The organism is Cytobacillus sp. T106, assembly GCF_040492155.1.
Classification (GTDB): domain Bacteria; phylum Bacillota; class Bacilli; order Bacillales; family Cytobacillaceae; genus Bacillus_AB; species Bacillus_AB infantis.
The window spans coordinates 206,241-227,965 of record NZ_JBEUMK010000004.1 but is presented as its reverse complement, the minus strand read 5'-3'; the positions used below and the strand labels follow the sequence as shown (position 1 = coordinate 227,965).

21 protein-coding genes and 1 riboswitch are annotated in these 21,725 nt (G+C 49.1%); of the genes, 19 read left to right on the top strand and 2 right to left on the bottom strand.

The annotated features are described in order from the left end of the window. The first annotated feature begins 631 nt into the window (after positions 1-631). The 14 genes from ABU165_RS11520 to purD all read left to right on the top strand — a co-directional run bounded on the left by ABU165_RS11520 (position 632) and on the right by purD (position 14,527). The gene (locus ABU165_RS11520; protein ID WP_022543255.1) at positions 632-1,174 is read left to right on the top strand and encodes a DUF2179 domain-containing protein; all 543 of its coding nucleotides are present in this window, start codon (positions 632-634) and stop codon (positions 1,172-1,174) included. After that, positions 1,171-1,374 (top strand): NETI motif-containing protein, encoded by a 204-nt coding sequence (locus tag ABU165_RS11515; RefSeq protein WP_009792572.1) that lies wholly within the window; start codon positions 1,171-1,173, stop codon positions 1,372-1,374. The genes ABU165_RS11520 and ABU165_RS11515 overlap by 4 nt, the downstream gene beginning before the upstream one ends. A gap of 106 nt (positions 1,375-1,480) precedes the next feature. Then, positions 1,481-1,582: riboswitch (purine riboswitch) on the top strand. 146 nt (positions 1,583-1,728) lie between these two features. Further along, entirely contained in the window at positions 1,729-2,211 is a 483-nt protein-coding gene (purE, locus tag ABU165_RS11510; RefSeq protein ID WP_009792571.1) for a 5-(carboxyamino)imidazole ribonucleotide mutase, read from the top strand. Then, positions 2,198-3,358 carry a 5-(carboxyamino)imidazole ribonucleotide synthase gene (gene purK / locus ABU165_RS11505; RefSeq protein WP_224952051.1) on the top strand — a complete coding sequence of 387 codons (1,161 nt, stop codon included), beginning with the start codon at positions 2,198-2,200 and terminating at the stop codon, positions 3,356-3,358. Before purE ends, purK begins: the two co-directional genes overlap by 14 nt. Next, entirely contained in the window at positions 3,355-4,647 is a 1,293-nt protein-coding gene (purB, locus tag ABU165_RS11500) for an adenylosuccinate lyase (protein WP_009792569.1), read from the top strand. The genes purK and purB overlap by 4 nt, the downstream gene beginning before the upstream one ends. A gap of 66 nt (positions 4,648-4,713) precedes the next feature. Continuing rightward, positions 4,714-5,433 carry a phosphoribosylaminoimidazolesuccinocarboxamide synthase gene (purC, locus tag ABU165_RS11495; RefSeq protein WP_094769534.1) on the top strand — a complete coding sequence of 240 codons (720 nt, stop codon included), beginning with the start codon at positions 4,714-4,716 and terminating at the stop codon, positions 5,431-5,433. After that, positions 5,426-5,680 carry a phosphoribosylformylglycinamidine synthase subunit PurS gene (gene purS / locus ABU165_RS11490; protein ID WP_009792567.1) on the top strand — a complete coding sequence of 85 codons (255 nt, stop codon included), beginning with the start codon at positions 5,426-5,428 and terminating at the stop codon, positions 5,678-5,680. Before purC ends, purS begins: the two co-directional genes overlap by 8 nt. After that, a complete protein-coding gene (gene purQ / locus ABU165_RS11485) occupies positions 5,677-6,363 on the top strand; it encodes a phosphoribosylformylglycinamidine synthase subunit PurQ (protein ID WP_101552124.1) in 687 nt (228 codons plus the stop codon). The genes purS and purQ overlap by 4 nt, the downstream gene beginning before the upstream one ends. After that, positions 6,347-8,563, top strand: a complete 2,217-nt coding sequence (gene purL, locus ABU165_RS11480) for a phosphoribosylformylglycinamidine synthase subunit PurL (RefSeq protein WP_009792565.1) — start codon at positions 6,347-6,349, stop codon at positions 8,561-8,563. Before purQ ends, purL begins: the two co-directional genes overlap by 17 nt. Next, positions 8,548-9,960, top strand: a complete 1,413-nt coding sequence (gene purF / locus ABU165_RS11475) for an amidophosphoribosyltransferase (RefSeq protein ID WP_009792564.1) — start codon at positions 8,548-8,550, stop codon at positions 9,958-9,960. Before purL ends, purF begins: the two co-directional genes overlap by 16 nt. Before the next feature lie 61 nt (positions 9,961-10,021). After that, on the top strand, positions 10,022-11,050 hold the full coding sequence (gene purM / locus ABU165_RS11470) for a phosphoribosylformylglycinamidine cyclo-ligase (RefSeq protein WP_022543256.1): 1,029 nt from the start codon (positions 10,022-10,024) through the stop codon (positions 11,048-11,050). Between the two features lie 20 nt (positions 11,051-11,070). After that, on the top strand, positions 11,071-11,664 hold the full coding sequence (purN, locus tag ABU165_RS11465) for a phosphoribosylglycinamide formyltransferase (RefSeq protein ID WP_009792560.1): 594 nt from the start codon (positions 11,071-11,073) through the stop codon (positions 11,662-11,664). Positions 11,665-11,689: 25 nt separating this feature from the next. After that, on the top strand, positions 11,690-13,225 hold the full coding sequence (gene purH, locus ABU165_RS11460) for a bifunctional phosphoribosylaminoimidazolecarboxamide formyltransferase/IMP cyclohydrolase (RefSeq protein ID WP_009792559.1): 1,536 nt from the start codon (positions 11,690-11,692) through the stop codon (positions 13,223-13,225). Between the two features lie 18 nt (positions 13,226-13,243). Further along, positions 13,244-14,527 (top strand): phosphoribosylamine--glycine ligase, encoded by a 1,284-nt coding sequence (purD, locus tag ABU165_RS11455; RefSeq protein ID WP_306009563.1) that lies wholly within the window; start codon positions 13,244-13,246, stop codon positions 14,525-14,527. On the opposite strand, the gene ABU165_RS11450 is transcribed toward purD, so the two are convergent. Then, entirely contained in the window at positions 14,493-14,606 is a 114-nt protein-coding gene (locus tag ABU165_RS11450; protein ID WP_323131897.1) for an EYxxD motif small membrane protein, read from the bottom strand. The genes purD and ABU165_RS11450 overlap by 35 nt on opposite strands. Positions 14,607-14,675: 69 nt before the next feature. Beyond that, on the bottom strand, positions 14,676-15,026 hold the full coding sequence (locus ABU165_RS11445; protein ID WP_318060667.1) for a YgaP family membrane protein: 351 nt from the start codon (positions 15,024-15,026) through the stop codon (positions 14,676-14,678). Positions 15,027-15,211: 185 nt separating this feature from the next. Between ABU165_RS11445 and ABU165_RS11440 the strand changes: the two genes are divergently transcribed. The 5 genes from ABU165_RS11440 (at position 15,212) to pcrA (ending at position 21,643) form a co-directional block, all read left to right on the top strand. Continuing rightward, entirely contained in the window at positions 15,212-16,957 is a 1,746-nt protein-coding gene (locus ABU165_RS11440; protein WP_205651857.1) for an adenine deaminase C-terminal domain-containing protein, read from the top strand. A 53-nt stretch (positions 16,958-17,010) separates the two neighbouring features. Then, positions 17,011-18,078, top strand: coding sequence for a DUF3048 domain-containing protein (locus ABU165_RS11435; protein ID WP_455423558.1), 1,068 nt, complete (start codon positions 17,011-17,013; stop codon positions 18,076-18,078). 37 nt (positions 18,079-18,115) lie between these two features. Then, entirely contained in the window at positions 18,116-18,430 is a 315-nt protein-coding gene (locus ABU165_RS11430; protein ID WP_009792553.1) for a YerC/YecD family TrpR-related protein, read from the top strand. Positions 18,431-18,649: 219 nt separating this feature from the next. Further along, positions 18,650-19,330 (top strand): heptaprenylglyceryl phosphate synthase, encoded by a 681-nt coding sequence (gene pcrB, locus ABU165_RS11425; protein WP_224952053.1) that lies wholly within the window; start codon positions 18,650-18,652, stop codon positions 19,328-19,330. Between the two features lie 72 nt (positions 19,331-19,402). Further along, positions 19,403-21,643, top strand: a complete 2,241-nt coding sequence (pcrA, locus tag ABU165_RS11420; protein WP_253616053.1) for a DNA helicase PcrA — start codon at positions 19,403-19,405, stop codon at positions 21,641-21,643. Positions 21,644-21,725: the final 82 nt, after the last annotated feature.

Here is a 21,725-nt window from a genome sequence, read left to right as displayed (position 1 = left end):
CATGACTGTTCTTTTTTTATGCTTATTTAGTGAAATGGAGAGATTTTTAATAAGAAAAGTGCTCTTAAGCGGAAATGAGTGGCCGGGTAGGCGAATGAGAAGGGTTTTTGAAGGGGAGAATAGACGATTCAATCGCGAATTTAATTAATTCTCCCAATAATCTATCGAATTTACTATTTATTTACCAAATAGGCCGAGTAATTTACCGAATTTCAATCGTATTTTACCATTTGGCCAAAAAACATCAATTCACCTTCACCATTTATTTCACCAACCGCACTTAACCCGCCCAACTCAGCCAAAGCCCCAGCAAAGCCCCAGCAAAGCCCCAGCAAAGCCCCAATAAAGCCGCCAGCAAAGCCGCCAGCTAACCCTCCGGCTTACTTAATAACCGAAACCATCCTGCAGTCCCTGACTTCTAATCCCCCGGAAAAAACTCTGCGTTCTTCTTCCAGCTTCCCTCCATTTCCCTGCCCACGCTATCCGCAGCAGCGTTTTATCATGAGCCAAATAGGTTAACATAACAAAAAGATCCTTTTATTTTTTTCTAAGTGGTTCGCAAATGCAGATTTCTCTTGTACAATAGGGATTTACGTTGAATTAAGGCAGAGGCTTGGAGGAGGTTTATTTCTTGCTTGAAAATAGTTTAGTGATGGTTGCCATCATACTTGTCATTAATATTGTATACGTCTCCTTTTTTACGATCAGGATGATCCTTACGCTGAAAGGGCAGCGTTATTTGGCGGCTTTTATCAGCATGATCGAAGTGGTCATTTATGTAATCGGACTGGGGCTTGTACTCGATAATCTGGATCAGATTCAGAATTTGATTGCATATGCTGTGGGCTACGGAATCGGCGTTGTTGTCGGTATGAAAATCGAGGAGAAGCTGGCTCTTGGATATATAACGGTTAATGTAATAACAAAAGAATATGATAAAGATGTTCCCAGGGTATTGAGGGAAAAAGGGTATGGCGTAACGAACTGGGCTGCCAATGGGCTGGAGGGCGACCGGATGGCTATGCAGATCCTGACGCCGAGGAAATATGAGCTTAAGCTTTACCAGACGATCAAGGAGCTTGATCCTAAAGCATTCATTATTGCCTATGAGCCTAAGACGATCCATGGCGGCTTCTGGGTGAAATCTGTCAGGAAAGGAAAATTGTATTCATGAGCAAGGAAAAGAAAAAGAAGCAGTTTGAAGTCCTTGAAAATGAGACGATTGGCCAATGCCTGGACCGTATAGCAAAGGAAGGCTATGTTCCGGTAAGAAGGACGGAGAAGCCGATATTTAAAGAAGTCAAGACCGGGGGCTCGGTCACTTATGAGCCGGCAGGACGGCAAATAGTCTTTGAAGCAAAAAAGGAAGAGTGAAACACGAACATTATTCTATTCTCAATCCTTATTGTTCGAATAGTGGTTGACACCCCCATAGGATAGTTGGTAAGATGTTGTTAGATAAGATTACAATTAAAATTATATTTATATAAAGATTTACCCTTATATAATAATGGGGATATGGCCCATAAGTTTCTACCTGGCTGCCGTAAATGGCCGGACTATAAGGGAAAGATGATATGACCGGTTCAAGGGTCTGCTTCCTTATGTGTATGAGGAGCTTTCCTTTATTATCCGAGCCCGGACAGATTACTTTCTCTATTAGTGAAAAGTAACTGTCCGGGCTTTTTATTTTGAGGAAGATTAAATTTTCTGTTAGGGGAGAGGCATATGCAAGTGGCTGTTATTATGGGAAGCAAATCTGACTGGGATACGATGAAGCACACATGCGGCATGTTGGATAAGCTTGAGATTTCTTATGAAAAGCAGGTCGTTTCTGCCCATCGAACCCCGGATTTGATGTTCCGGTTTGCAGAAGAAGCAAGGGACCGCGGGATAAAAGTGATCATTGCGGGAGCTGGAGGGGCAGCTCACTTGCCAGGGATGGTGGCAGCGAAAACGACATTGCCGGTCATTGGCGTGCCAGTCCAATCCAAGGCGCTTAATGGACTCGATTCGCTGCTGTCCATTGTTCAAATGCCAGGAGGTGTTCCTGTAGCTACAGTGGCTATCGGAAAGGCAGGTGCAGTCAATGCGGCCCTCCTTGCTGCACAGATGCTGGGAGCTTTTGACCAAAACATTGCAGGCAGGATAGAGGACTTGAGGCTGCACACAAAACAGGAAGTAATGGAGAGCAGTGATGAACTTGTCTAAACAAACCATTTTGCCTGGACAGACGATAGGAATCATCGGAGGCGGACAGCTGGGGAGAATGATGGCATTGGCGGCAAAGGCTCAGGGATTCAGGATTGCCGTTCTTGATCCGGCACCGGATTCTCCCTGCGGCCAGGTGGCGGACCGGCAGATAGTCGGCGGCTACGATAACCTGCTGTGTATAAAGGAGCTTGCTGAGGCGAGCGATGTGATCACTTATGAATTTGAAAATATCAATGCTGAGGCGCTTGACTGGCTGACCAGCCATGCCTATGTTCCACAGGGGTCTGAACTGCTCCGCATAACGCAGGACCGCCTGACGGAGAAAGAAGCGATCGAACGGGCAGGGGCAAAGGTTGCGCCTTACGCCCGCATCGAAAAGACGGCCGATATTTATGATAATATAGAGAAGCTTGATTTTCCTGCGGTACTAAAGACGGCACGCGGTGGCTATGATGGCAAAGGGCAATATGTGATCCGGTCAAAAGACGATATTCCTGAGGCTGCAGAGCTGCTTGAAAAAGGAATCTGTGTCCTGGAAAAGTGGATCTCTTTTCAAAAGGAAATCTCTGTGATCATTGCTAGAAACCCTGATGGGGAGACAGCTGTTTTTCCAGTAGGAGAGAATATTCATAAGGATAATATCCTGCATGAAACCATTGTACCGGCCGATATCAGCGAGAGTGCTGCACGCAAGGCTGAGGACTTGGCCAAAAAAATCGGCAAAGCGCTTGGGCTGGTTGGTACGCTTGCAGTGGAGATGTTTCTCTCTGACGGCGATGAGATTTACATAAATGAATTGGCCCCAAGGCCGCATAACTCAGGCCATTATACAATCGAGGCCTGTGAAACGTCGCAGTTTGAGCAGCATATCAGGGCAGTGTGCAATTGGCCGCTTGGAAGCACAAGGCTATTAAATCCGGCAGTTATGGTCAACATATTAGGAGAGCACCAGTCAGATGTGATCAGGGCGATACCGGGCCTGAAGGATTGGAAGATCCATCTGTATGGGAAGGATGAACCTAAGCATAAGCGGAAAATGGGGCATGCAACCCTTTTACGGCCGACAGCGGCAGAATCGCTTGCCGAGATAGACCGCAGCGGAATATGGAGCAAAGCAAAAGAAGGTATGGAGGTTTTACGATGATTGGACGTTATACAAGACCTGAAATGGGAGCGATATGGACAGAGGAAAATCGCTTTAAGGCCTGGCTGGAAGTAGAGATCCTTGCTTGTGAAGCATGGGCGGAGCTCGGGGATATCCCAAAAGAAGATGTGCAGAAAATCCGTGAGAATGCTTCATTCGATATCGAACGCATCAATGAAATTGAGCAGGAGACGCGCCATGACGTAGTGGCATTCACCCGTGCGGTTTCAGAAACGCTCGGTGAAGAGCGGAAATGGGTGCATTATGGCCTTACTTCCACTGATGTAGTGGACACAGCTCTTTCCTACCTGATCAAGCAGGCTAACAGCATCCTTCTTCAGGACCTGGAGAACTTCGTTGAAATTTTAAAGAATAAAGCAAAAGAACATAAATACACAGTCATGATGGGACGCACGCACGGTGTTCATGCAGAGCCGACAACTTTCGGGCTGAAGCTGGCTTTATGGTATGAGGAAATGAAGCGGAACCTGGAGCGCTTTAAGCAGGCCGCTTCCGGCGTTGAATTCGGGAAGATGTCCGGTGCTGTAGGAACTTACGCCAATATTAACCCCTTTGTGGAAAGCTATGTATGCGAAAAACTTGGCCTCCAGCCGGCTCCGATTTCGACACAGACACTTCAGCGTGACCGCCATGCCCACTATATGGCCGCCATCTCGCTGATTGCGACTTCCATCGAGAAGTTTGCTGTTGAAATCCGCGGACTGCAAAAGAGTGAAACACGTGAAGTGGAGGAGTTCTTTGCGAAAGGGCAGAAAGGGTCTTCTGCCATGCCGCATAAGCGTAATCCAATCGGATCTGAGAATATGACAGGCCTTGCACGCGTAATCCGCGGCCATATGCTGACTGCCTATGAAAATGTGCCGTTATGGCATGAGCGTGATATTTCACACTCTTCGGCAGAGCGGATTATTCTTCCGGATGCAACGATTGCCCTGAATTATATGCTGAACCGATTTGGGAATATCGTTAAGAATCTCACTGTGTTCCCGGAGAACATGAAGAGAAATATGGACCGAACCCTTGGCCTCATCTATTCTCAGCGCGTGCTGCTTGCTCTAATTGATAAAGGCATGGCCCGCGAAGAGGCATATGACGTTGTCCAGCCGAGGGCGATGGAGGCATGGGAGAAGCAGGTAGCGTTCAAATCGCTGGTGGAAGCTGATGAAACGATTTCTTCCAGGCTGTCTGCTGAGGAAATTGAAGACTGCTTTGATTACAACTATCACATCAAGCATGTGGACACTATTTTTGACCGTCTAGGCTTATAAAATCCGGGGGCTTCGGTCCCCTTTTATCAGGAAGATTCCCAATATTCTTACCAAGGAGGCTCTGCCATGGAAAAGAGAGCGCAACTATATGAAGGCAAGGCGAAAAAGGTATATCTGACCGATGATGAAAATATTGTCTGGCTTGAATATAAAGATTCTGCAACTGCATTCAACGGGGAGAAAAAAGCAGAGATTGCCGGTAAAGGCCGTTTGAATAACGAGATTACAAGTCTGCTGTTTTCAGAGCTTCATAAAAAGGGCATCAGTTCTCATTTTATTGAGAAGGTTTCAGCAACTGAGCAGCTTGTACAAAAAGTCGAGATTATTCCTATTGAAGTGGTTGTAAGGAATGTGGCTGCTGGAAGCATGGCAAAAAGGCTCGGAATGGAAGAAGGGGCTCTTCTGAAAAAAACGCTTGTGGAGTTTTATTTGAAGGATGACAGTCTGGGCGATCCGATCATGACTGATGATCATGTGTTTGAGCTTGAGCTTGCTTCTCCTGAAGAAGCTGCCCTGCTGAAGAGAAAAGCGCTTGAGGTTAATGCATTTTTATCAAGCTTCTTTAAGGAAATGGGCATTCGTCTCATTGACTTTAAGCTTGAGTTCGGAAAAAATGCTGCCGGCGATATTCTGCTGGCAGATGAAATCTCTCCTGATACTTGCCGCCTTTGGGATATGGAGACAAATGCGAAGCTTGATAAGGATGTATTCCGCCGTGATCTGGGAAGCTTAACAGATGCCTATGAAAATATTTTAACGAGATTGGGAGGACGCCAGCATGTATAAAGTAAAGGTGTATATCACATTAAGAGAAAGTGTATTGGATCCACAGGGGACAGTTGTAAAAGGGTCGCTCCATTCTTTGGACTTCAATGAAGTTCAGGACGTCCGGATTGGGAAATATATGGAGCTGACGATCGATAAGACTGATCGTGACATCGATGCGGCTGTAAAAGAAATGTGTGAGCGCCTGCTGGCCAATATAGTGATTGAGGATTACCGCTACGAGATCGAGGAGTGTGTTGCACTGTGAGGTTTGCAGTCATCGTTTTTCCAGGCTCCAATTGTGATATTGATATGTTCCATGCGATCCAGGATGAGCTCGGGGAGCAGGCAGAATACGTATGGCATGATACAGAAAGCCTTGATGACTATGATGCGATCCTTCTGCCTGGAGGTTTCTCTTATGGAGATTATCTCCGTTCCGGCGCGATCGCCCGCTTCAGCAAGGTGATGAAGGCCGTGATCAAAGCAGCAGAGGAAGGAAAACCGGTCCTTGGTGTCTGCAATGGATTCCAGATACTCCTTGAAACCGGCCTGCTGCCAGGAGCGATGCGCAGGAATGAAAGCCTGAAATTTATGTGCCGGCCCGTTCAGCTGCAGGTAGCGAATAATCAAACGATCTTCTCTTCCGCCTATCAACAGGGCGAAGAAATCACTATCCCAATCGCACATGGAGAAGGCAATTATTACTGCGATGAAGCCACACTAAAATCACTTAAAGATAATAATAGGATCGTATTCACATACAGCGGCGAGAATCCGAATGGAAGCCTTGGGAACATCGCCGGAATCATCAATGAAAAAGGTAATGTCCTTGGCATGATGCCGCACCCTGAAAGGGCCGTCGACCAGCTATTGGGCGGTGCCGATGGACTGAAGCTTTTCCAATCAATCGTCAAACAATGGAGGGAATCTTATGCCGTTAATGCTTGAGCCAAGCCCGCAGCAGATTGTAACAGAGAAAGTCTACAAAGAGATGGGATTGACGGATCAGGAATTTGCAATGGTTGAGGACATCCTTGGCAGATTGCCGAATTACACAGAGCTCGGATTGTTTTCCGTCATGTGGTCAGAGCATTGCAGTTACAAAAATTCCAAGCCGGTCCTGAAAAAATTCCCGGTCAAAGGCGAGCGCGTCCTGCAGGGCCCTGGGGAAGGAGCTGGCATCGTTGACATCGGAGACGGCCAGGCAGTTGTATTTAAAATTGAAAGCCATAACCACCCATCTGCAATCGAGCCTTACCAGGGAGCGGCAACGGGTGTGGGCGGCATTATCCGGGATGTATTTTCAATGGGAGCAAGACCGATCGCTCTCCTTAACTCTCTTCGCTTTGGAGAGCTGGATTCTCCTCGCGTTCGGTACCTTTTTAAAGAAGTAGTGGCAGGCATTGCCGGCTACGGAAACTGCATCGGCATTCCGACTGTCGGGGGCGAAGTGCAGTTTGATGCTTCCTATGAAGGCAACCCTCTTGTCAATGCCATGTGCGTCGGGCTGATCGATCATAAAGATATAAAAAAAGGCCAGGCGCATGGAGTCGGAAATACGGTTATGTATGTTGGTGCAAAGACAGGCCGCGATGGTATCCACGGCGCGACCTTTGCTTCAGAGGAACTGACAGAGCAGTCTGAAGAAAAGCGCCCTGCCGTCCAGGTCGGCGATCCGTTCATGGAGAAGCTGCTGCTTGAGGCATGCCTTGAGCTGGTTAAGAACGACGCGCTTGTAGGCATCCAGGACATGGGGGCAGCCGGGCTGACAAGCTCTTCTGCCGAAATGGCCAGCAAAGCAGGCTCCGGCATCGAGATGAATCTTGATCTTGTCCCGCAGAGGGAAACGGGCATGACTGCCTATGAAATGATGCTGTCTGAATCACAGGAGCGTATGCTGATTGTCGTCCAAAAAGGGCGTGAGCAGGAAATCGTTGATCTTTTTTCAAAATATGAACTTGAAGCCGTGGCGATCGGCCGGGTGACAGATGATAAAATGCTGCGCCTCCTACATAAAGGGGAAGTGGTGGCAGACGTTCCGGCTGATGCACTTGCCGAGGAAGCGCCTGTATACCACAAGCCTTCACGCGAGCCTGAGTATTTCCGTGAATTCCAGGCTATGGAGACGGAAATTCCGGCAGCAGGGAATGCAGGGGAAACTCTGATGCGCCTGCTGCAGCAGCCTACCATTGCAAGCAAGGAATGGGTCTATGACCAATATGACTATATGGTTCGCACGAGCACAGTTGTTTCTCCAGGTTCTGATGCGGCGGTCGTAAGAATCCGCGGAACGCGCAAGGCGCTTGCCATGACAACCGACTGCAATTCGCGTTATCTGTATTTGGATCCTGAAACAGGCGGAAAGATTGCCGTGGCTGAAGCAGCAAGGAATATTATTGCATCCGGTGCCGAACCGCTTGCCATTACAGACTGCCTGAACTTCGGCAATCCGGAAAAGCCTGAGATCTTCTGGCAGCTGGAAAAAGCAGCAGACGGCATGAGCAGTGCCTGCCTTGCCCTGAATACGCCGGTTATCGGCGGAAACGTGTCACTATATAACGAAACCAACGGTACAGCCGTCTATCCAACACCAGTAGTCGGGATGGTCGGACTTGTAGAAGATGTTGACCATATTACAACCCAGAGCTTCAAGCAGGCTGGCGATCTAATTTATCTTCTCGGAGAAACAAAGGCCGAGTTTGGCGGCAGCGAGCTGCAAAAGCTTGTTCACGGCGAGATATTCGGAAAAGCACCGGAGCTTGACCTGGAAAAAGAAGCACGGAATCAGGAGCAGGTGCTAAAAGCCATCCGTGCGGGGCTTGTCTCTTCCGCTCATGACCTGGCAGAAGGCGGACTTGCAGTTGCAGCTGCTGAGAGCGTGATAGGCTCTGAGGGACTTGGCGCTTTGATCCGCATTTCAGGAGACGAGACCAGCGCACTATTCAGTGAATCACAGTCCCGCTTCCTCCTCACTGTTAAAAAGGAAGATCAGCAGGCATTTGAAAGCATGACTGATGCGATTCTGGTCGGCGAGGTGACAGACGAGCCTGTACTTGAAGTCCACTCTGACAGCGGTCTGGTTATGAAAGAACAAACTGAAGTTCTGAAATCAGCCTGGAAAGGAGCAATCCCATGCTTGCTGAAATAAGAGGCCTGAACGAAGAATGCGGAATCTTTGGTGTCTGGGGGCATGAAAATGCCGCCCAGATCACCTATTACGGCCTTCACAGCCTGCAGCACCGCGGCCAGGAAGGTACAGGGATGGTCGTGACAGACGGGAAAAAGCTGAAGGGTCTGAAAGGTGAAGGACTTGTTGCGGAAATATTCACCGAGGATGCCATGGAGGCAATGGACGGAAAGTCGGCCATCGGTCATGTCCGCTATGCAACAGCAGGCGGCGGCGGATATGAAAATGTCCAGCCTCTTCTGTTTAACTCACAAAACGGCGGCCTGGCACTTGCTCATAATGGCAATCTGGTAAATGCCACTGCATTGAAAAATCAGCTTGAAGGACAGGGAAGCATCTTCCAGACCAGCTCAGATACAGAGGTGCTGGCCCATCTGATCAAGCGCGGCGGTTTTTCAGCCTTAAAGGACCGGGTTAAAACGGCCCTTTCCATGGTAAAGGGCGCATATGCATTTCTGATCATGACAGAAACCGAATTGATGGTGGCGCTTGACCCGAATGGCATGCGGCCGCTATCGCTCGCCAAGCTTGGCGATGCCTATGTGGTAGCTTCCGAGACCTGTGCATTTGATGTGGTCGGGGCAGAATTCATCAGGGATGTTCTTCCTGGCGAGCTCTTGATCATTGATGATGAAGGCTTCCGTTCCGAGATGTTTGCGGTTGCCTCAACGACAGCCATGTGCACGATGGAATATGTTTATTTTTCAAGGCCTGACAGCAATATCAACGGCATCAATGTCCATACGGCCCGCAAAAACCTTGGGAAGAAGCTGGCTGAAGAGTTTCCTTTTGAAGCAGATGTGGTGACAGGCGTGCCTGATTCAAGCATTTCAGCTGCCATCGGCTATGCAGAAGCATCCGGGATTCCTTATGAAATGGGGCTGATCAAGAATAGATATGTCGGCAGGACATTCATCCAGCCGTCCCAATCATTGAGGGAGCAGGGCGTCAAGATGAAGCTCTCCCCTGTGCGCGGCGTTGTCGAGGGCAAAAGGGTCATCATGGTCGATGATTCCATTGTCCGCGGCACAACAAGCAGAAGGATCGTCACCATGCTCCGCGAAGCAGGCGCGACTGAGGTTCATGTCGTGATCAGTTCACCGCCGATCAAGAACCCTTGCTTCTACGGGATCGATACATCGACACGGGAGGAATTGATTGCCTCCGAGCATTCTGTTGAAGAGATTCGGGAAATCATCGGGGCAGACACCCTTTCCTTTTTAAGCGCGGAAGGGATGATCGAAGCAATCGGCAGGACAGATTCGGGAGCATTGAAAGGCCAGTGCCTGGCATGCTTTACCGGGAACTATCCGACTGAAATCTATCCTTCTACCATTCATCCTTACGAAAAAGTCTAAGAAGCGGCATTCAGCAATGCTGCTTTTCTTTTCAAATAATCATGATAGAGGGGGAACTGTAATGGCTAATGCCTATAAGCAGGCTGGCGTCGATATAGAAGCAGGATATGAGGCGGTATCCAGGATGAAAAAGCATGTGCAGAGGACGCAGAGGGCTGGCGTAATGGGAGGCCTGGGCGGATTCGGCGGCATGTTTGATCTGTCAGTCCTGAACCTGAAGGAGCCGGTGCTGGTTTCAGGGACAGACGGGGTCGGCACAAAGCTTATGCTCGCGTTCATGATGGACCGGCATGATACAATCGGAGTGGATGCTGTTGCCATGTGCGTGAATGATATTGTCGTACAGGGCGCTGAACCGCTGTATTTCCTTGATTATATCGCATGCGGAAAAGCGGATCCGGCAAGGATTGAAGCAATCGTCAAAGGCATTGCAGACGGCTGCGAGCAGGCCGGCTGTGCGCTTGTTGGCGGAGAAACAGCCGAAATGCCCGGCATGTACAAAGAGGAAGAATATGATCTGGCCGGTTTTGCAGCAGGGGCATGTGAGAAGTCAGCGCTGATTGACGGGAGCACGATCAAGGAAGGCGATGTACTTGTCGGCCTTGCATCGAACGGGATCCACAGCAATGGGTATTCTCTTGTCAGAAAGATCCTGCTGGAGGATGCCGGCCTGATGCTGGACAGTTATCAGGAGGAACTTGGCTGCACATTGGGCGAGGAGCTTCTGAAGCCGACGCGGATTTATGTGAAGCCGGTGCTTGATGCGATGAAAAAATTCGACATCAAGGGATTGGCCCATATCACAGGCGGCGGATTCATTGAAAATCTTCCAAGAATGCTTCCAGAGGGGCTTGGAGCTGAAATTGATGAAAGCGGAAGGGAAATCCCGCCGGTATTCGCTCTTATGGAAAAGCTGGGCAATCTGGATCGCATGGAAATGTATAATATTTTTAATATGGGCACGGGAATGGCCGCGGCTGTCAGCCCGGAGCAGGCTGACATGCTCATCAGCCACCTGAATGCTTCAGGAGAAAAAGCCTACAGACTCGGGACGGTTAATAGGAAAGAAGGAATTCAAATTACCGTGTAAAACGGATTTCGGAGGTTCCCATGAAAAAGATAGCAGTATTTGCTTCCGGAAGCGGAACCAACTTTCAGGCTATAATAGATGCTGTAAAAAGCGGCGGACTGGATGCGGATATCCGGCTTTTGGTTTCTGACAGGCCGGGAGCTTATTGCCTGGAGAGGGCAGAAGCAAGTGGAGTGCCGAGCTTTTCCTTCCGTGCAAAAGAGTTTGAAAGCAAGCAGGCATATGAAGAGGAAATTCTCGTCAGGCTCAGGGAGTGCGGAGCTGAATTCATCATTCTGGCAGGATATATGAGGCTGATCGGTGAGGTTCTCCTTGCCGAATATGAGGGAAGGATTGTCAATATCCATCCTTCGCTTCTGCCCTCCTTTCCGGGAAAAGATGCCATCGGACAGGCACTCGCAGCCAGGGTGCCGATGAGCGGTGTAACGGTTCATTATGTGGATGCCGGAATGGACACAGGGCCGATCATTGCCCAGCAGTCTGTGAAGCTTGATGAAGCCGAGACGAGGGAGAGCCTGCAGGAAAAAATTCACCGGATCGAACACAGATTGTATCCTGCTACTTTGAAAAAGATATTTGCAGAAGATGCAGCAAGGATCAGCAGCAGTAAATAAGGACAGTCAACAGGAGGAATTCAAATTGAAAAAGCGAGCGTTAATCAGTGTGTCAGACAAAAACGGAATTGTCGATTTTGCCAAGGAGCTCGCCAGTCTTGGCTATGAGATCATATCAACGGGCGGCACAAAGAAAGCACTCCAGGAAAGCGGCGTTGATGTAATCGGGGTAAGCGACGTCACCGGATTCCCGGAAATTCTTGAAGGCCGCGTTAAGACTTTGAATCCGATGATTCATGGGGGCCTTTTGGCAAAATTCGATCAGCCCGGGCATCATGCCCAGATGGAGGAGCATGGAATTGATCCGATCAGCATCGTCTGTGTTAATCTGTATCCTTTCCAGCAGACTATCGCCAAGAGCGATGCATCAGTCGAAGATGCGATTGAAAACATTGATATCGGCGGACCTGCCATGCTGCGCGCATCTGCAAAAAATCACCAATATGTCACAGTGGTCATCGATCCCTCAGACTATGGAACCGTCCTTTCGGAACTCAATGAAAACGGTGAAACCCAGCCCGCAACACGCCGCAGGCTTGCAGCGAAGGTCTTCCGCCATACAGCTTCCTATGACAGTCTGATTGCTGAATATATGACTAAGCTTGCAGGTGAAGAGAATCCGGAAAAAATGACTGTTACATACGAATTGAAACAAACGCTGCGCTATGGCGAGAATCCTCATCAGAAGGCTGCTTTTTACCGGAAGCCCCTCGGCTCTGAATTTTCAATTGCCAATGCAGAGCAGCTTCATGGGAAAGAGCTTTCCTACAACAATATCAATGATGCAGAAGCTGCACTGCAGATCGTCAGGGAATTCAAGGATCCGGCTGCTGTTGCTGTGAAGCATATGAATCCTTGCGGCGTCGGAACGGGCAAAGATACTTATGATGCATTTACAAAAGCATTTGAAGCAGATCCTGTTTCCATCTTTGGGGGTATCATTGCGCTGAACCGGGAAGTGGATGCTGAAACTGCAAAGAAGCTCCATGAAATTTTCCTTGAAATTGTCATTGCTCCGTCCTATTCGGAAGAGGCGCTAGAAATATTGACAGGCAAAAAGAATATCCGCCTCCTGACCATTCCCTTTGACGTGGAAAAGAAGGAAGAGGCAAGACTGACCAGCATAGAAGGAGGACTTCTCGTTCAGGAATATGACCGCTATTCCCTGGAGGATGCCACCGTTACTGTTGCAACCAGGAGAGAGCCGACAGAGGAAGAATGGGCGGCGTTAAAGCTTGGCTGGAAGGTTGTTAAGCATGTGAAGTCCAATGCGATTGTCGTGAATAACAAAGAGATGACTTTAGGCGTCGGAGCTGGACAGATGAATCGTGTCGGAGCGGCCAAAATCGCTCTGGAGCAAGCAGGTCACCGTGCAGAAGGAGCAGTGCTCGCTTCTGATGCGTTTTTCCCTATGGATGATACTGTTGAAGCGGCAGCCAAGGCAGGCATCACTGCCATCATCCAGCCTGGCGGCTCTATCAAGGATCAGGATTCTGTGAAAAAGGCAGACGAATATGGGATTGCGATGGTATTAACAGGAGTAAGGCATTTCAAACATTAATCAGGGAGCTGATGGATGGTGAACGTATTAGTCATCGGGCGCGGCGGCAGGGAGCACAGCATCTGCCGGAAAATGAGCGAAAGCCCGTCTGTGGATCAAGTGTATGCAGCACCAGGGAATCACGGAATGGCAGATTGTGCCATTCAGGTTCCGATAGATGAAATGAATTTTCCGGAGATAGCAGCCTTTGCAAAGGAAAATGAAATCGGACTGACAGTCATCGGCCCGGAGGCACCGCTTCAGGCAGGGCTGGCAGACTTCCTTGGCAGTCTGGGAATGAAGGTATTCGGCCCGAAAAAAGAGGCAGCTGTCATTGAAGGAAGCAAGTCCTTCGCCAAAGAGCTGATGGAGAAATACGATATCCCTACTGCAGAATATCGGGCATTCACTGATTATGAAAAAGCAAGGAGCTATCTTAATGAAAAAGGGGCTCCCATCGTGATTAAAGCAGATGGGCTTGCGGCAGGCAAAGGAGTCACGGTCGCCATGACCCTCGATGAAGCCCAGCAGGCGCTGGAAGAAATGATGGTAGGTGCCCGGTTCGGGGAAGCCTCTGCGAAGGTAGTCATTGAAGAATTCCTTGAAGGGGAGGAATTCTCCCTGATGGCTTTTGTCAACGGAAGCACGGTGGTGCCGCTTGAAATTGCCCAGGACCATAAGCGGGCATATGATGGTGACCTTGGGCCGAACACAGGCGGGATGGGTGCCTATTCACCAGTCCCTCACATTGGCGATGCTGTGGTGGAGGAGGCCGTACGGACAATCCTTGAGCCGGCGGCAAAGGCGATGGAGCTCGAAGGCCGAAGCTTCTGCGGCGTGCTGTATGCAGGCCTGATCAATACAGGGCAGGGCCCGAAGGTCATCGAATTCAACGCGCGCTTCGGTGATCCGGAAACCCAGGCAGTGCTTCCCAGGATGAAGTCGGACCTGGCTGAAGCCATGCTGGCTGTGATTGATGGCGGGAAGCCGGAAATAGATTGGGATTCCCAATTTGTGCTTGGTGTCGTCGCTGCTTCCAAAGGCTATCCGGAGTCTTACGGAAAGGGAGACGTGCTGAAAGGGCTCAGTGAGCTGGATTCTTCCTTGTTTGTCTTCCATGCCGGCACAAAACAGAATGAAGACGGTGAGTTTGTGACTGATGGAGGACGGGTGCTTCTCGCCGGCGCCAGGGCCGAAAGCCTTTCAGAGGCGCAGGAAAAAGTCTATGCCGGGCTTGAAAAGCTTCAGTGCGACGGTGTTTTCTACCGCAGGGATATAGGCGGCAGGGCTATCGCGCGCCTTTCTTCCCGGACTTCCTTATAAAAGCGTAAAGAATTGCGACGATGCTGCCGATCAGGATGATCAGCACAAACGACATATCGGTAACATACTCAAGAAACATTCATATCATCTCCTTAAGATTCAAAAGCGGCAGGCACCTTTATACAGGTGTCCGCCGCTTTCTTTTTTCTCATTTAAGCGTGTTATTCTGCATCAGGGTCTTTTCAAGCATGGCCAGATCCTGATCGTTCAGGTCCTGTTTGCTCCCGCCAGCCTGGTGTTCATGATGCTTCTGTTCAGAATGATCTTTCCGGCTGCCGCTTTCATTCATCATATCCTGTCCGCGGTCAAGCATGGCTGTCAACGGACAATAGCGGACAATCCCTTCTGCTACCTTCATGGCCCCAAGCATAGCCATTACCAAATAAGAATCACGCCAAGGCATTTTTACCAGCTTCGCGGTGCTCCAGGAAAGGACGGTAAGACCGATGGTGATGCGGATAAGAGCATTCAAGATGCCGATGTTCTGCTTGATCTTCATGACTTTTGCACTCCTTCACAAAATTTTCAATTTCTTTACAATTCTTTAATGCGTTAAACAGTGAAATATGTTAGTATAGATAGAACAGCTCTGAAAGGGCTTTCTTTTTTAGAATCTGATCTTTTAAGATCTTTTTAAAATATAACTAAGCCGTCTCAGCGGCATCGTAAACGGAGGGGACATTGTTGCTCGAACAGCGGTATCGGTGGAAAAACAAACAAATTAGGGAACAGGTCTCCGTTCTGGATGGAAAGCTTGCCCCGACTATGCTTTTGAAAAATGCCACATACTTAAACCAAGTACTGAATAAATGGATTACCGCCAATATCTGGATCTGTGACGACCGGATTGTCTATGTCGGAGAGAAGCTTCCCGCACGGACAGACGGCTGTGAAATCAGGGACTGTCATGGCGAATGGCTTGTTCCAGGCTATATTGAGCCCCATGCCCATCCATTTCAACTTTATAATCCCCATTCTCTGGCGGCCTATGCATCACAACTCGGCACAACGACACTCATCAATGATAATATGTCGCTTGTTTTGCAGATGGATAAAAAGAAAGCGTTTTCTTTTTTGAGGGAGATGCGCAATATTCCTTCTACGATGTATTGGTGGTGCCGGTTTGATGCTCAGACAGAGATTCAAAATGAAGAACAGGCCTTCTCCCATGGAAACATCAAATCCTGGCTTGAACATGACGCCGTCCTGCAGGGCGGGGAACTCACAGGGTGGCCGCGGCTTTTGGACGGCGATGATATGATGCTTCACTGGATACAGGAAGCTAAACGGATGCGCAAGCAGATTGAAGGGCATTTCCCGGGTGCATCGGAAAAAACACTGGCGAAGATGATGCTCTTTGGCGCAGACTGCGACCATGAAGCGATGACAGGAAAAGAGGCTTATGACCGGCTCATGCATGGATATACGGTATCCCTTCGCCATTCCTCCATCAGGCCGGACCTGCCTAAGCTGCTGGAAGAAATTCATGAGCTGGGAATCGATATGTATGACCGGTTTATTTTTACGACGGATGGTTCGTCCGCTTCCTTTTACGAGCAAGGCATGATTGATCATATGATCAGGATTGCCATCGAAAAAGGGGTGCCTGTAATAGACGCTTATAATATGGGGACGATCAATCCCGCCCGCCATTATAACATCGACTATCTTCATGGCAATATCACGACAGGCAGAATTGCCAACATCAACTTCCTTGAAGATGAAAGAAACCCCACACCGGTTTCTGTCCTGGCGAAAGGCAAATGGGTCAAAAAGGACGGCAAAGAAGTGGAAGGTGCTTACGGCTGGAATACCTGGGAGGAACATGGCTTTGAAAAGCTGGACATTGACTGGAGCCTGACGGGTGATGATATGCAATTCTCCATGCCGTTTGGGATCAAAATGGAAAACGCAGTGATTACAAAACCGTATTCCATCTCCATTGATGTTTCCTATGAAGAGCTGTCAGAAGACCATGATGAATGCTTCTTCATGCTTGTTGACAGGAAGGGCAAATGGCGGATCAACACCATGCTGAAGGGCTTTGCCAGCAGGATTGGGGGCATGGCGAGCTCGTTCTCCAATACCGGGGATATCATCCTGATCGGGAAGAACAAACAGGATATGCTGACAGCCTTTGAACGGATCAAAATGCTCGGCGGAGGGATTGCGATTGCCGGAAATGGAACGATTGAATGCGAGGTCGAGCTCCCGCTGAATGGAGGGATGTCCGCAAAGGCCGTTCCAGACTTGATAGAGGATGAAAAGAAGCTGCTGAGGCTGCTCGAAGAAAAAGGGTACAGATTCGAGGACCCGATCTATTCGCTCCTCTTTTTCTCATCGACCCATCTTCCGTACATCCGGATCACTCAGCATGGAATGTATGATGTCATGAATAAAACGGTACTCTTTCCAACGATAATGCGTTAAAATATAAAAGAATAGACTATAAAGATAGATAGGGATCAACAGGGGTGAAAAAGATAAAGAAGTGGATGATGCTTTCAGCAGCAGTGCTGATGCTTATTTCAGGGTGCAGCAAGTCAAATGATGAGGCAGAGCCTGGAAAAGGGAATAATCAGGCTCCGGTTGAACAACCTTCCAAGGAAGACGAAGGACAGGAAACAGTGGCAGAATCGCCGTATGCCTTTCCGCTGACAGGGATTGGCACAGAGAAGGAAGCCGCTGGCCGTGCCGTCGCAGTGATGATCAATAACCATCCGGCTGCAAGACCGCAATCCGGACTTCCGGAAGCTGATATTGTTTATGAGCTTTTAGCGGAAGGGGATGTGACCAGGTTCCTGGCCATATACCAAAGTGAACAGCCGGAGAAGATCGGTCCGGTCAGGAGTGCCCGTGATTATTACATCGAGCTTGCCAAAGCATATGATGGGCTTTATGTCTGCCACGGAAACAGCCCGGACGCGAAGGAGCTTATGGACAACGGCTATATCGACCATCTGAATGGTCTTTATTATGACGGGACCCTTTTTCAAAGGGCCGGTTTCCGCAAGGCGCCGCATAACTCGTATACCTCTTATGAAAATATTCTGAAGGGGGCAGCGGAAAAGGACTATGAAATGGAAGAAGCCCCCGGTCCCCTCAGCTTCATGACAGCTGAAGAAGCAGGGCAGCTCACAGGCGAAGAAGCAGAGAGTGCAAAAGTTTCGTACCTTTCAAACGAAACATTCTCGAGCACCTATGAATACGACAGGAATCTAGATAAATACAAAAGATATTCCAATGGCGAACTGACCGCTGATTATGACAGCGGCGCCCCCGTCCTGATTGACAATATATTCATCATAGAAGCCTCCCACAAAATTGTTGACAGTGCAGGCAGGCGTGAGATTAACTTAACATCTGGGGGAAGAGGCTATCTTCTTCAGAAAGGCCTCCTCAGGGAAGTTGAGTGGAAAAATGAAAAAGGAAGGCTGCTACCTTATATTGATGGAAAGGAAGCACCGCTGGTCCGCGGAAAGACATGGATCAATGTTGTTCCATCAGACCCTGGCCTCGGCCAGGCAGTCAGCTTGAATGAATCTAATTAAACCTTAAAAAATATGGTTTAAATAAAGGAGACCCCATATGCAAATTGAAAAACTTAGAGGCAAAGAACTGGATCAATTGTTCAAATCGGTCCTGTCCCTAAAAGACCTGGAAGAATGCTATCGATTCTTCGACGATCTTTGCACGGTAAATGAAATCCAATCTCTTGCCCAGCGCCTTGAGGTTGCCCGGATGCTGCGCGAAGGAAAGACCTATCATAAGATCGAAACAGAAACAGGAGCAAGCACGGCAACGATTTCCCGTGTAAAACGCTGCCTGAATTATGGCAATGACGCCTATGAAATGGCCCTTGAGCGCATCAAGGACGAAGAAGCACAGGCCGCTGCAGAATAATTGATGAAAAGCCGCAGGATGAAGATCCCGCGGCTTTTTCTTTAGGAAAAGCCAGCATTCCGGTCTGAGCTTTTTGTTTTCGCTGCCGCCCCGCATCCTGCAGGCATGACTTGCCTTCTTCCATCAATATGCAGGAAAAGTCCTCCCTGCTTTCCTTTTTGATTCCAGTGTCTAATGCTATAATGTTGTAATGGAATGATAGAATGGAGGCAAGTATGCATGTATGATGTTCGCGAGTGGCGCCACGCCTTTAAACTCGATCCCAATAAAGAAATTTCTGACCGCGACCTGGAGCGGATCTGCGAATCAGGGACGGATGCTGTAATAGTCGGAGGAACAGACGGCATTACACTTGAAAAGGTGCTGGACCTCATGGCAAGAATACGCCGCTATACGGTGCCCTGCGTGCTCGAAGTTTCGACGATTGAGTCTGTTACTCCGGGCTTTGATTTGTATTTTATCCCGTCTGTCCTGAACAGCGGGGACAGCAAATGGATCACCGGGCTTCATCATCAGGCGGTCAAGGAATACGGCGAGATCATGAGCTGGGAGGAAATCCTTGTCCAGGGCTATTGCATCCTGAACAGCGAATGCAAGGCGGCAAAGCTGACAGGGGCGAAGACGGATCTGGATGCAGAGGATGTTGTTGCATACGCCATGATGGCAGAGAAGATGTTCCATCTCCCAATCTTTTATCTCGAATACAGCGGGACATATGGCGATTCCGGGCTTGCGGCTGAAGTGAAGCGCACACTGGAGGAAACAACCTTTTTCTACGGCGGAGGAATCTCGTCTGAAGCACAGGCAAGGGAAATGGCTGAAGCAGCGGACGTCATTGTTGTCGGCAATATAATATATGAAAATCTAGATGAAGCTCTAAAGACAGTTTTGCCTAAATAAAGTTGCTTGCAGAGGGACTTAAGGATACACTAACTATAAAGAACATATGTTTGTTTGGCGGTGAATAAAAAGATGCAATATTTAACGGATAAACTATTAAACGGATTGAATGCCCAGCAGCAGAATGCTGTAAAGGCAACGGACGGGCCGCTGCTTATCATGGCCGGTGCGGGAAGCGGAAAGACGAGGGTGCTGACCCACAGGATTGGATACCTGATGGTTGAAAAAGGGGTAAACCCTTATAACATCCTTGCCATCACCTTCACTAACAAGGCGGCAAGGGAAATGCGCGAGAGGATCCAGAACATGATGGGGGGAGCAGCCGATGATATTTGGATTTCAACGTTCCACTCAATGTGTGTGCGGATTCTCAGGAGAGATATAGACAGAATCGGCTTTAACCGTAATTTCACGATCCTTGATACAACAGACCAGCAGTCTGTCATCAAGGCGATCCTCAAGGAAAAGAATCTGGATCCCAAAAAATACGACCCGCGTGCGATTCTGGGCAGCATCAGCTCGGCGAAGAACGAACTGATCGACCCGGAGGCATATGCAAAGGCGGCCGGCGGCTACTTCGAGCAGATCGCAAGCGACGTATACACAGAATATCAAAGACGCCTCCGCAAAAATCAGGCGCTGGACTTTGATGACCTGATCATGACAACGATCCAGCTATTCCAGCGGGTGCCTGAGGTGCTGGAATATTATCAGCGCAAATTCCAATATATCCATGTTGATGAGTATCAGGATACAAACAGAGCACAATATATGCTTGTAAAGCTGATGGCAGACAGATTCAAGAATCTTTGCGTGGTCGGGGACTCCGACCAGTCAATCTATCGCTGGCGCGGAGCTGACATTGCCAATATCCTGTCATTTGAAAAAGATTACCAAAATGCCCGCACGATCCTCCTGGAGCAGAATTACCGTTCAACAAAGCGGATCCTGCTGGCTGCCAATGAGGTGATTGCCAAGAACCTCAACAGGAAGGCCAAGAATCTCTGGACAGAAAATGCAGAAGGCAATAAACTGTTCCATTACCGCGCCGACAGCGAGCAGGGTGAAGGGCAGTTTGTCGCTGGGAAAATCAAAGAAATGGTCGACAGCGGCAAACGGAAGTATTCCGAGATCGCCATCCTTTACCGGACCAATGCCCAGTCACGTGTAATGGAGGAAGTGCTGCTTAAATCAAACATCGAGTACTCCATTGTCGGCGGCATCAAGTTCTATGACAGAAAAGAAATCAAGGATATCCTTGCCTATCTGAGGCTGATTGCCAATCCTGATGATGACATCAGCCTGCAGCGCGTGATCAATGTGCCAAAACGCGGCATAGGCTCAGGGTCCGTGGACAAAATCGCCAATTTTGCGCAGATGCATGATATGACGATGTACCAGGCACTCGATGCCCTTGACCTGATTGGCCTGAGCCCGAAAATCACGAAGGCGGCAACCGAGTTCCGCGATCTGATCAGAAGCTACGAACAGATGCAGGAATATTTGTCTGTAACTGAGCTTGTAGAGGAAGTGCTGGAGAAGTCCGGCTACAGGGACATGCTGAAGGCAGAGAAGTCAATTGAAGCCCAAAGCCGCCTGGAGAACATCGACGAGTTCCTGTCTGTAACGAAAAACTTCGAGGACGGCAGCGAAGATAAAACACTCGTCGCTTTCCTGACAGACCTGGCCCTTGTTGCAGACATTGACAAGCTTGAAGACGATGGCACAAAGACCGATAGTGTCGTCCTTATGACGCTTCACTCCGCAAAGGGGCTGGAATTCCCCGTTGTATTCCTGATCGGGCTTGAGGAAGGCGTCTTCCCTCACAGCCGCTCCCTCATGGAAGAGGCGGAAATGGAAGAAGAACGCCGCCTCGCCTATGTGGGAATCACCCGTGCAGAGGAAGAATTATATATAACCAATGCTCAGATGAGGACATTATTCGGACGGACGAATATGAATCCTCCATCACGCTTCATCCAGGAAATCCCGGCAGACCTTATCGAAGGGATCGAGCCGAAGAAGGCATCACCTTCTCCATTTGGCAGCCCGGCAGCAGGAGGACGGCAACCATCATCCTCAGCACCGCGGCAGGCTATGCGCAAGGCTGTGGTCAAGCCGGCTGTTGCCTCGACCGGCGGGGATGCCCTTGGCTGGCAGGTCGGAGACAAAGCCGTCCATGGAAAATGGGGCACCGGAACAGTTGTCAGCGTAAAAGGCCAGGGAGAAGGAACAGAGCTCGATATCGCCTTCCCGAGCCCGACCGGCATCAAACGCCTGCTGGCAAAATTCGCTCCGATTACAAAAGGATGATACAGTACAGAAATATAGGATAAAAAGCATAATTGCTGCGGAGCTGCCTGGCCTAATTGGAGGCGGGCAGCGGCCGAGTTTT

What these genes read in the sequence shown, in the direction of transcription:
- ABU165_RS11515 (WP_009792572.1), top strand. Translation starts at nt 1,171, where the DNA reads ATGAGCAAGGAAAAGAAAAAGAAGCAGTTTGAAGTCCTTGAAAATGAG.
- purE (WP_009792571.1), top strand. Translation starts at nt 1,729, where the DNA reads ATGCAAGTGGCTGTTATTATGGGAAGCAAATCTGACTGGGATACGATG.
- purK (WP_224952051.1), top strand. Translation starts at nt 2,198, where the DNA reads ATGAACTTGTCTAAACAAACCATTTTGCCTGGACAGACGATAGGAATC.
- purB (WP_009792569.1), top strand. Translation starts at nt 3,355, where the DNA reads ATGATTGGACGTTATACAAGACCTGAAATGGGAGCGATATGGACAGAG.
- purC (WP_094769534.1), top strand. Translation starts at nt 4,714, where the DNA reads ATGGAAAAGAGAGCGCAACTATATGAAGGCAAGGCGAAAAAGGTATAT.
- purS (WP_009792567.1), top strand. Translation starts at nt 5,426, where the DNA reads ATGTATAAAGTAAAGGTGTATATCACATTAAGAGAAAGTGTATTGGAT.
- purL (WP_009792565.1), top strand. Translation starts at nt 6,347, where the DNA reads ATGCCGTTAATGCTTGAGCCAAGCCCGCAGCAGATTGTAACAGAGAAA.
- purF (WP_009792564.1), top strand. Translation starts at nt 8,548, where the DNA reads ATGCTTGCTGAAATAAGAGGCCTGAACGAAGAATGCGGAATCTTTGGT.
- purM (WP_022543256.1), top strand. Translation starts at nt 10,022, where the DNA reads ATGGCTAATGCCTATAAGCAGGCTGGCGTCGATATAGAAGCAGGATAT.
- purN (WP_009792560.1), top strand. Translation starts at nt 11,071, where the DNA reads ATGAAAAAGATAGCAGTATTTGCTTCCGGAAGCGGAACCAACTTTCAG.
- ABU165_RS11450 (WP_323131897.1), bottom strand. Translation starts at nt 14,606, where the DNA reads ATGTTTCTTGAGTATGTTACCGATATGTCGTTTGTGCTGATCATCCTG.
- ABU165_RS11445 (WP_318060667.1), bottom strand. Translation starts at nt 15,026, where the DNA reads ATGAAGATCAAGCAGAACATCGGCATCTTGAATGCTCTTATCCGCATC.
- ABU165_RS11430 (WP_009792553.1), top strand. Translation starts at nt 18,116, where the DNA reads ATGCAAATTGAAAAACTTAGAGGCAAAGAACTGGATCAATTGTTCAAA.
- pcrB (WP_224952053.1), top strand. Translation starts at nt 18,650, where the DNA reads ATGTATGATGTTCGCGAGTGGCGCCACGCCTTTAAACTCGATCCCAAT.
- pcrA (WP_253616053.1), top strand. Translation starts at nt 19,403, where the DNA reads ATGCAATATTTAACGGATAAACTATTAAACGGATTGAATGCCCAGCAG.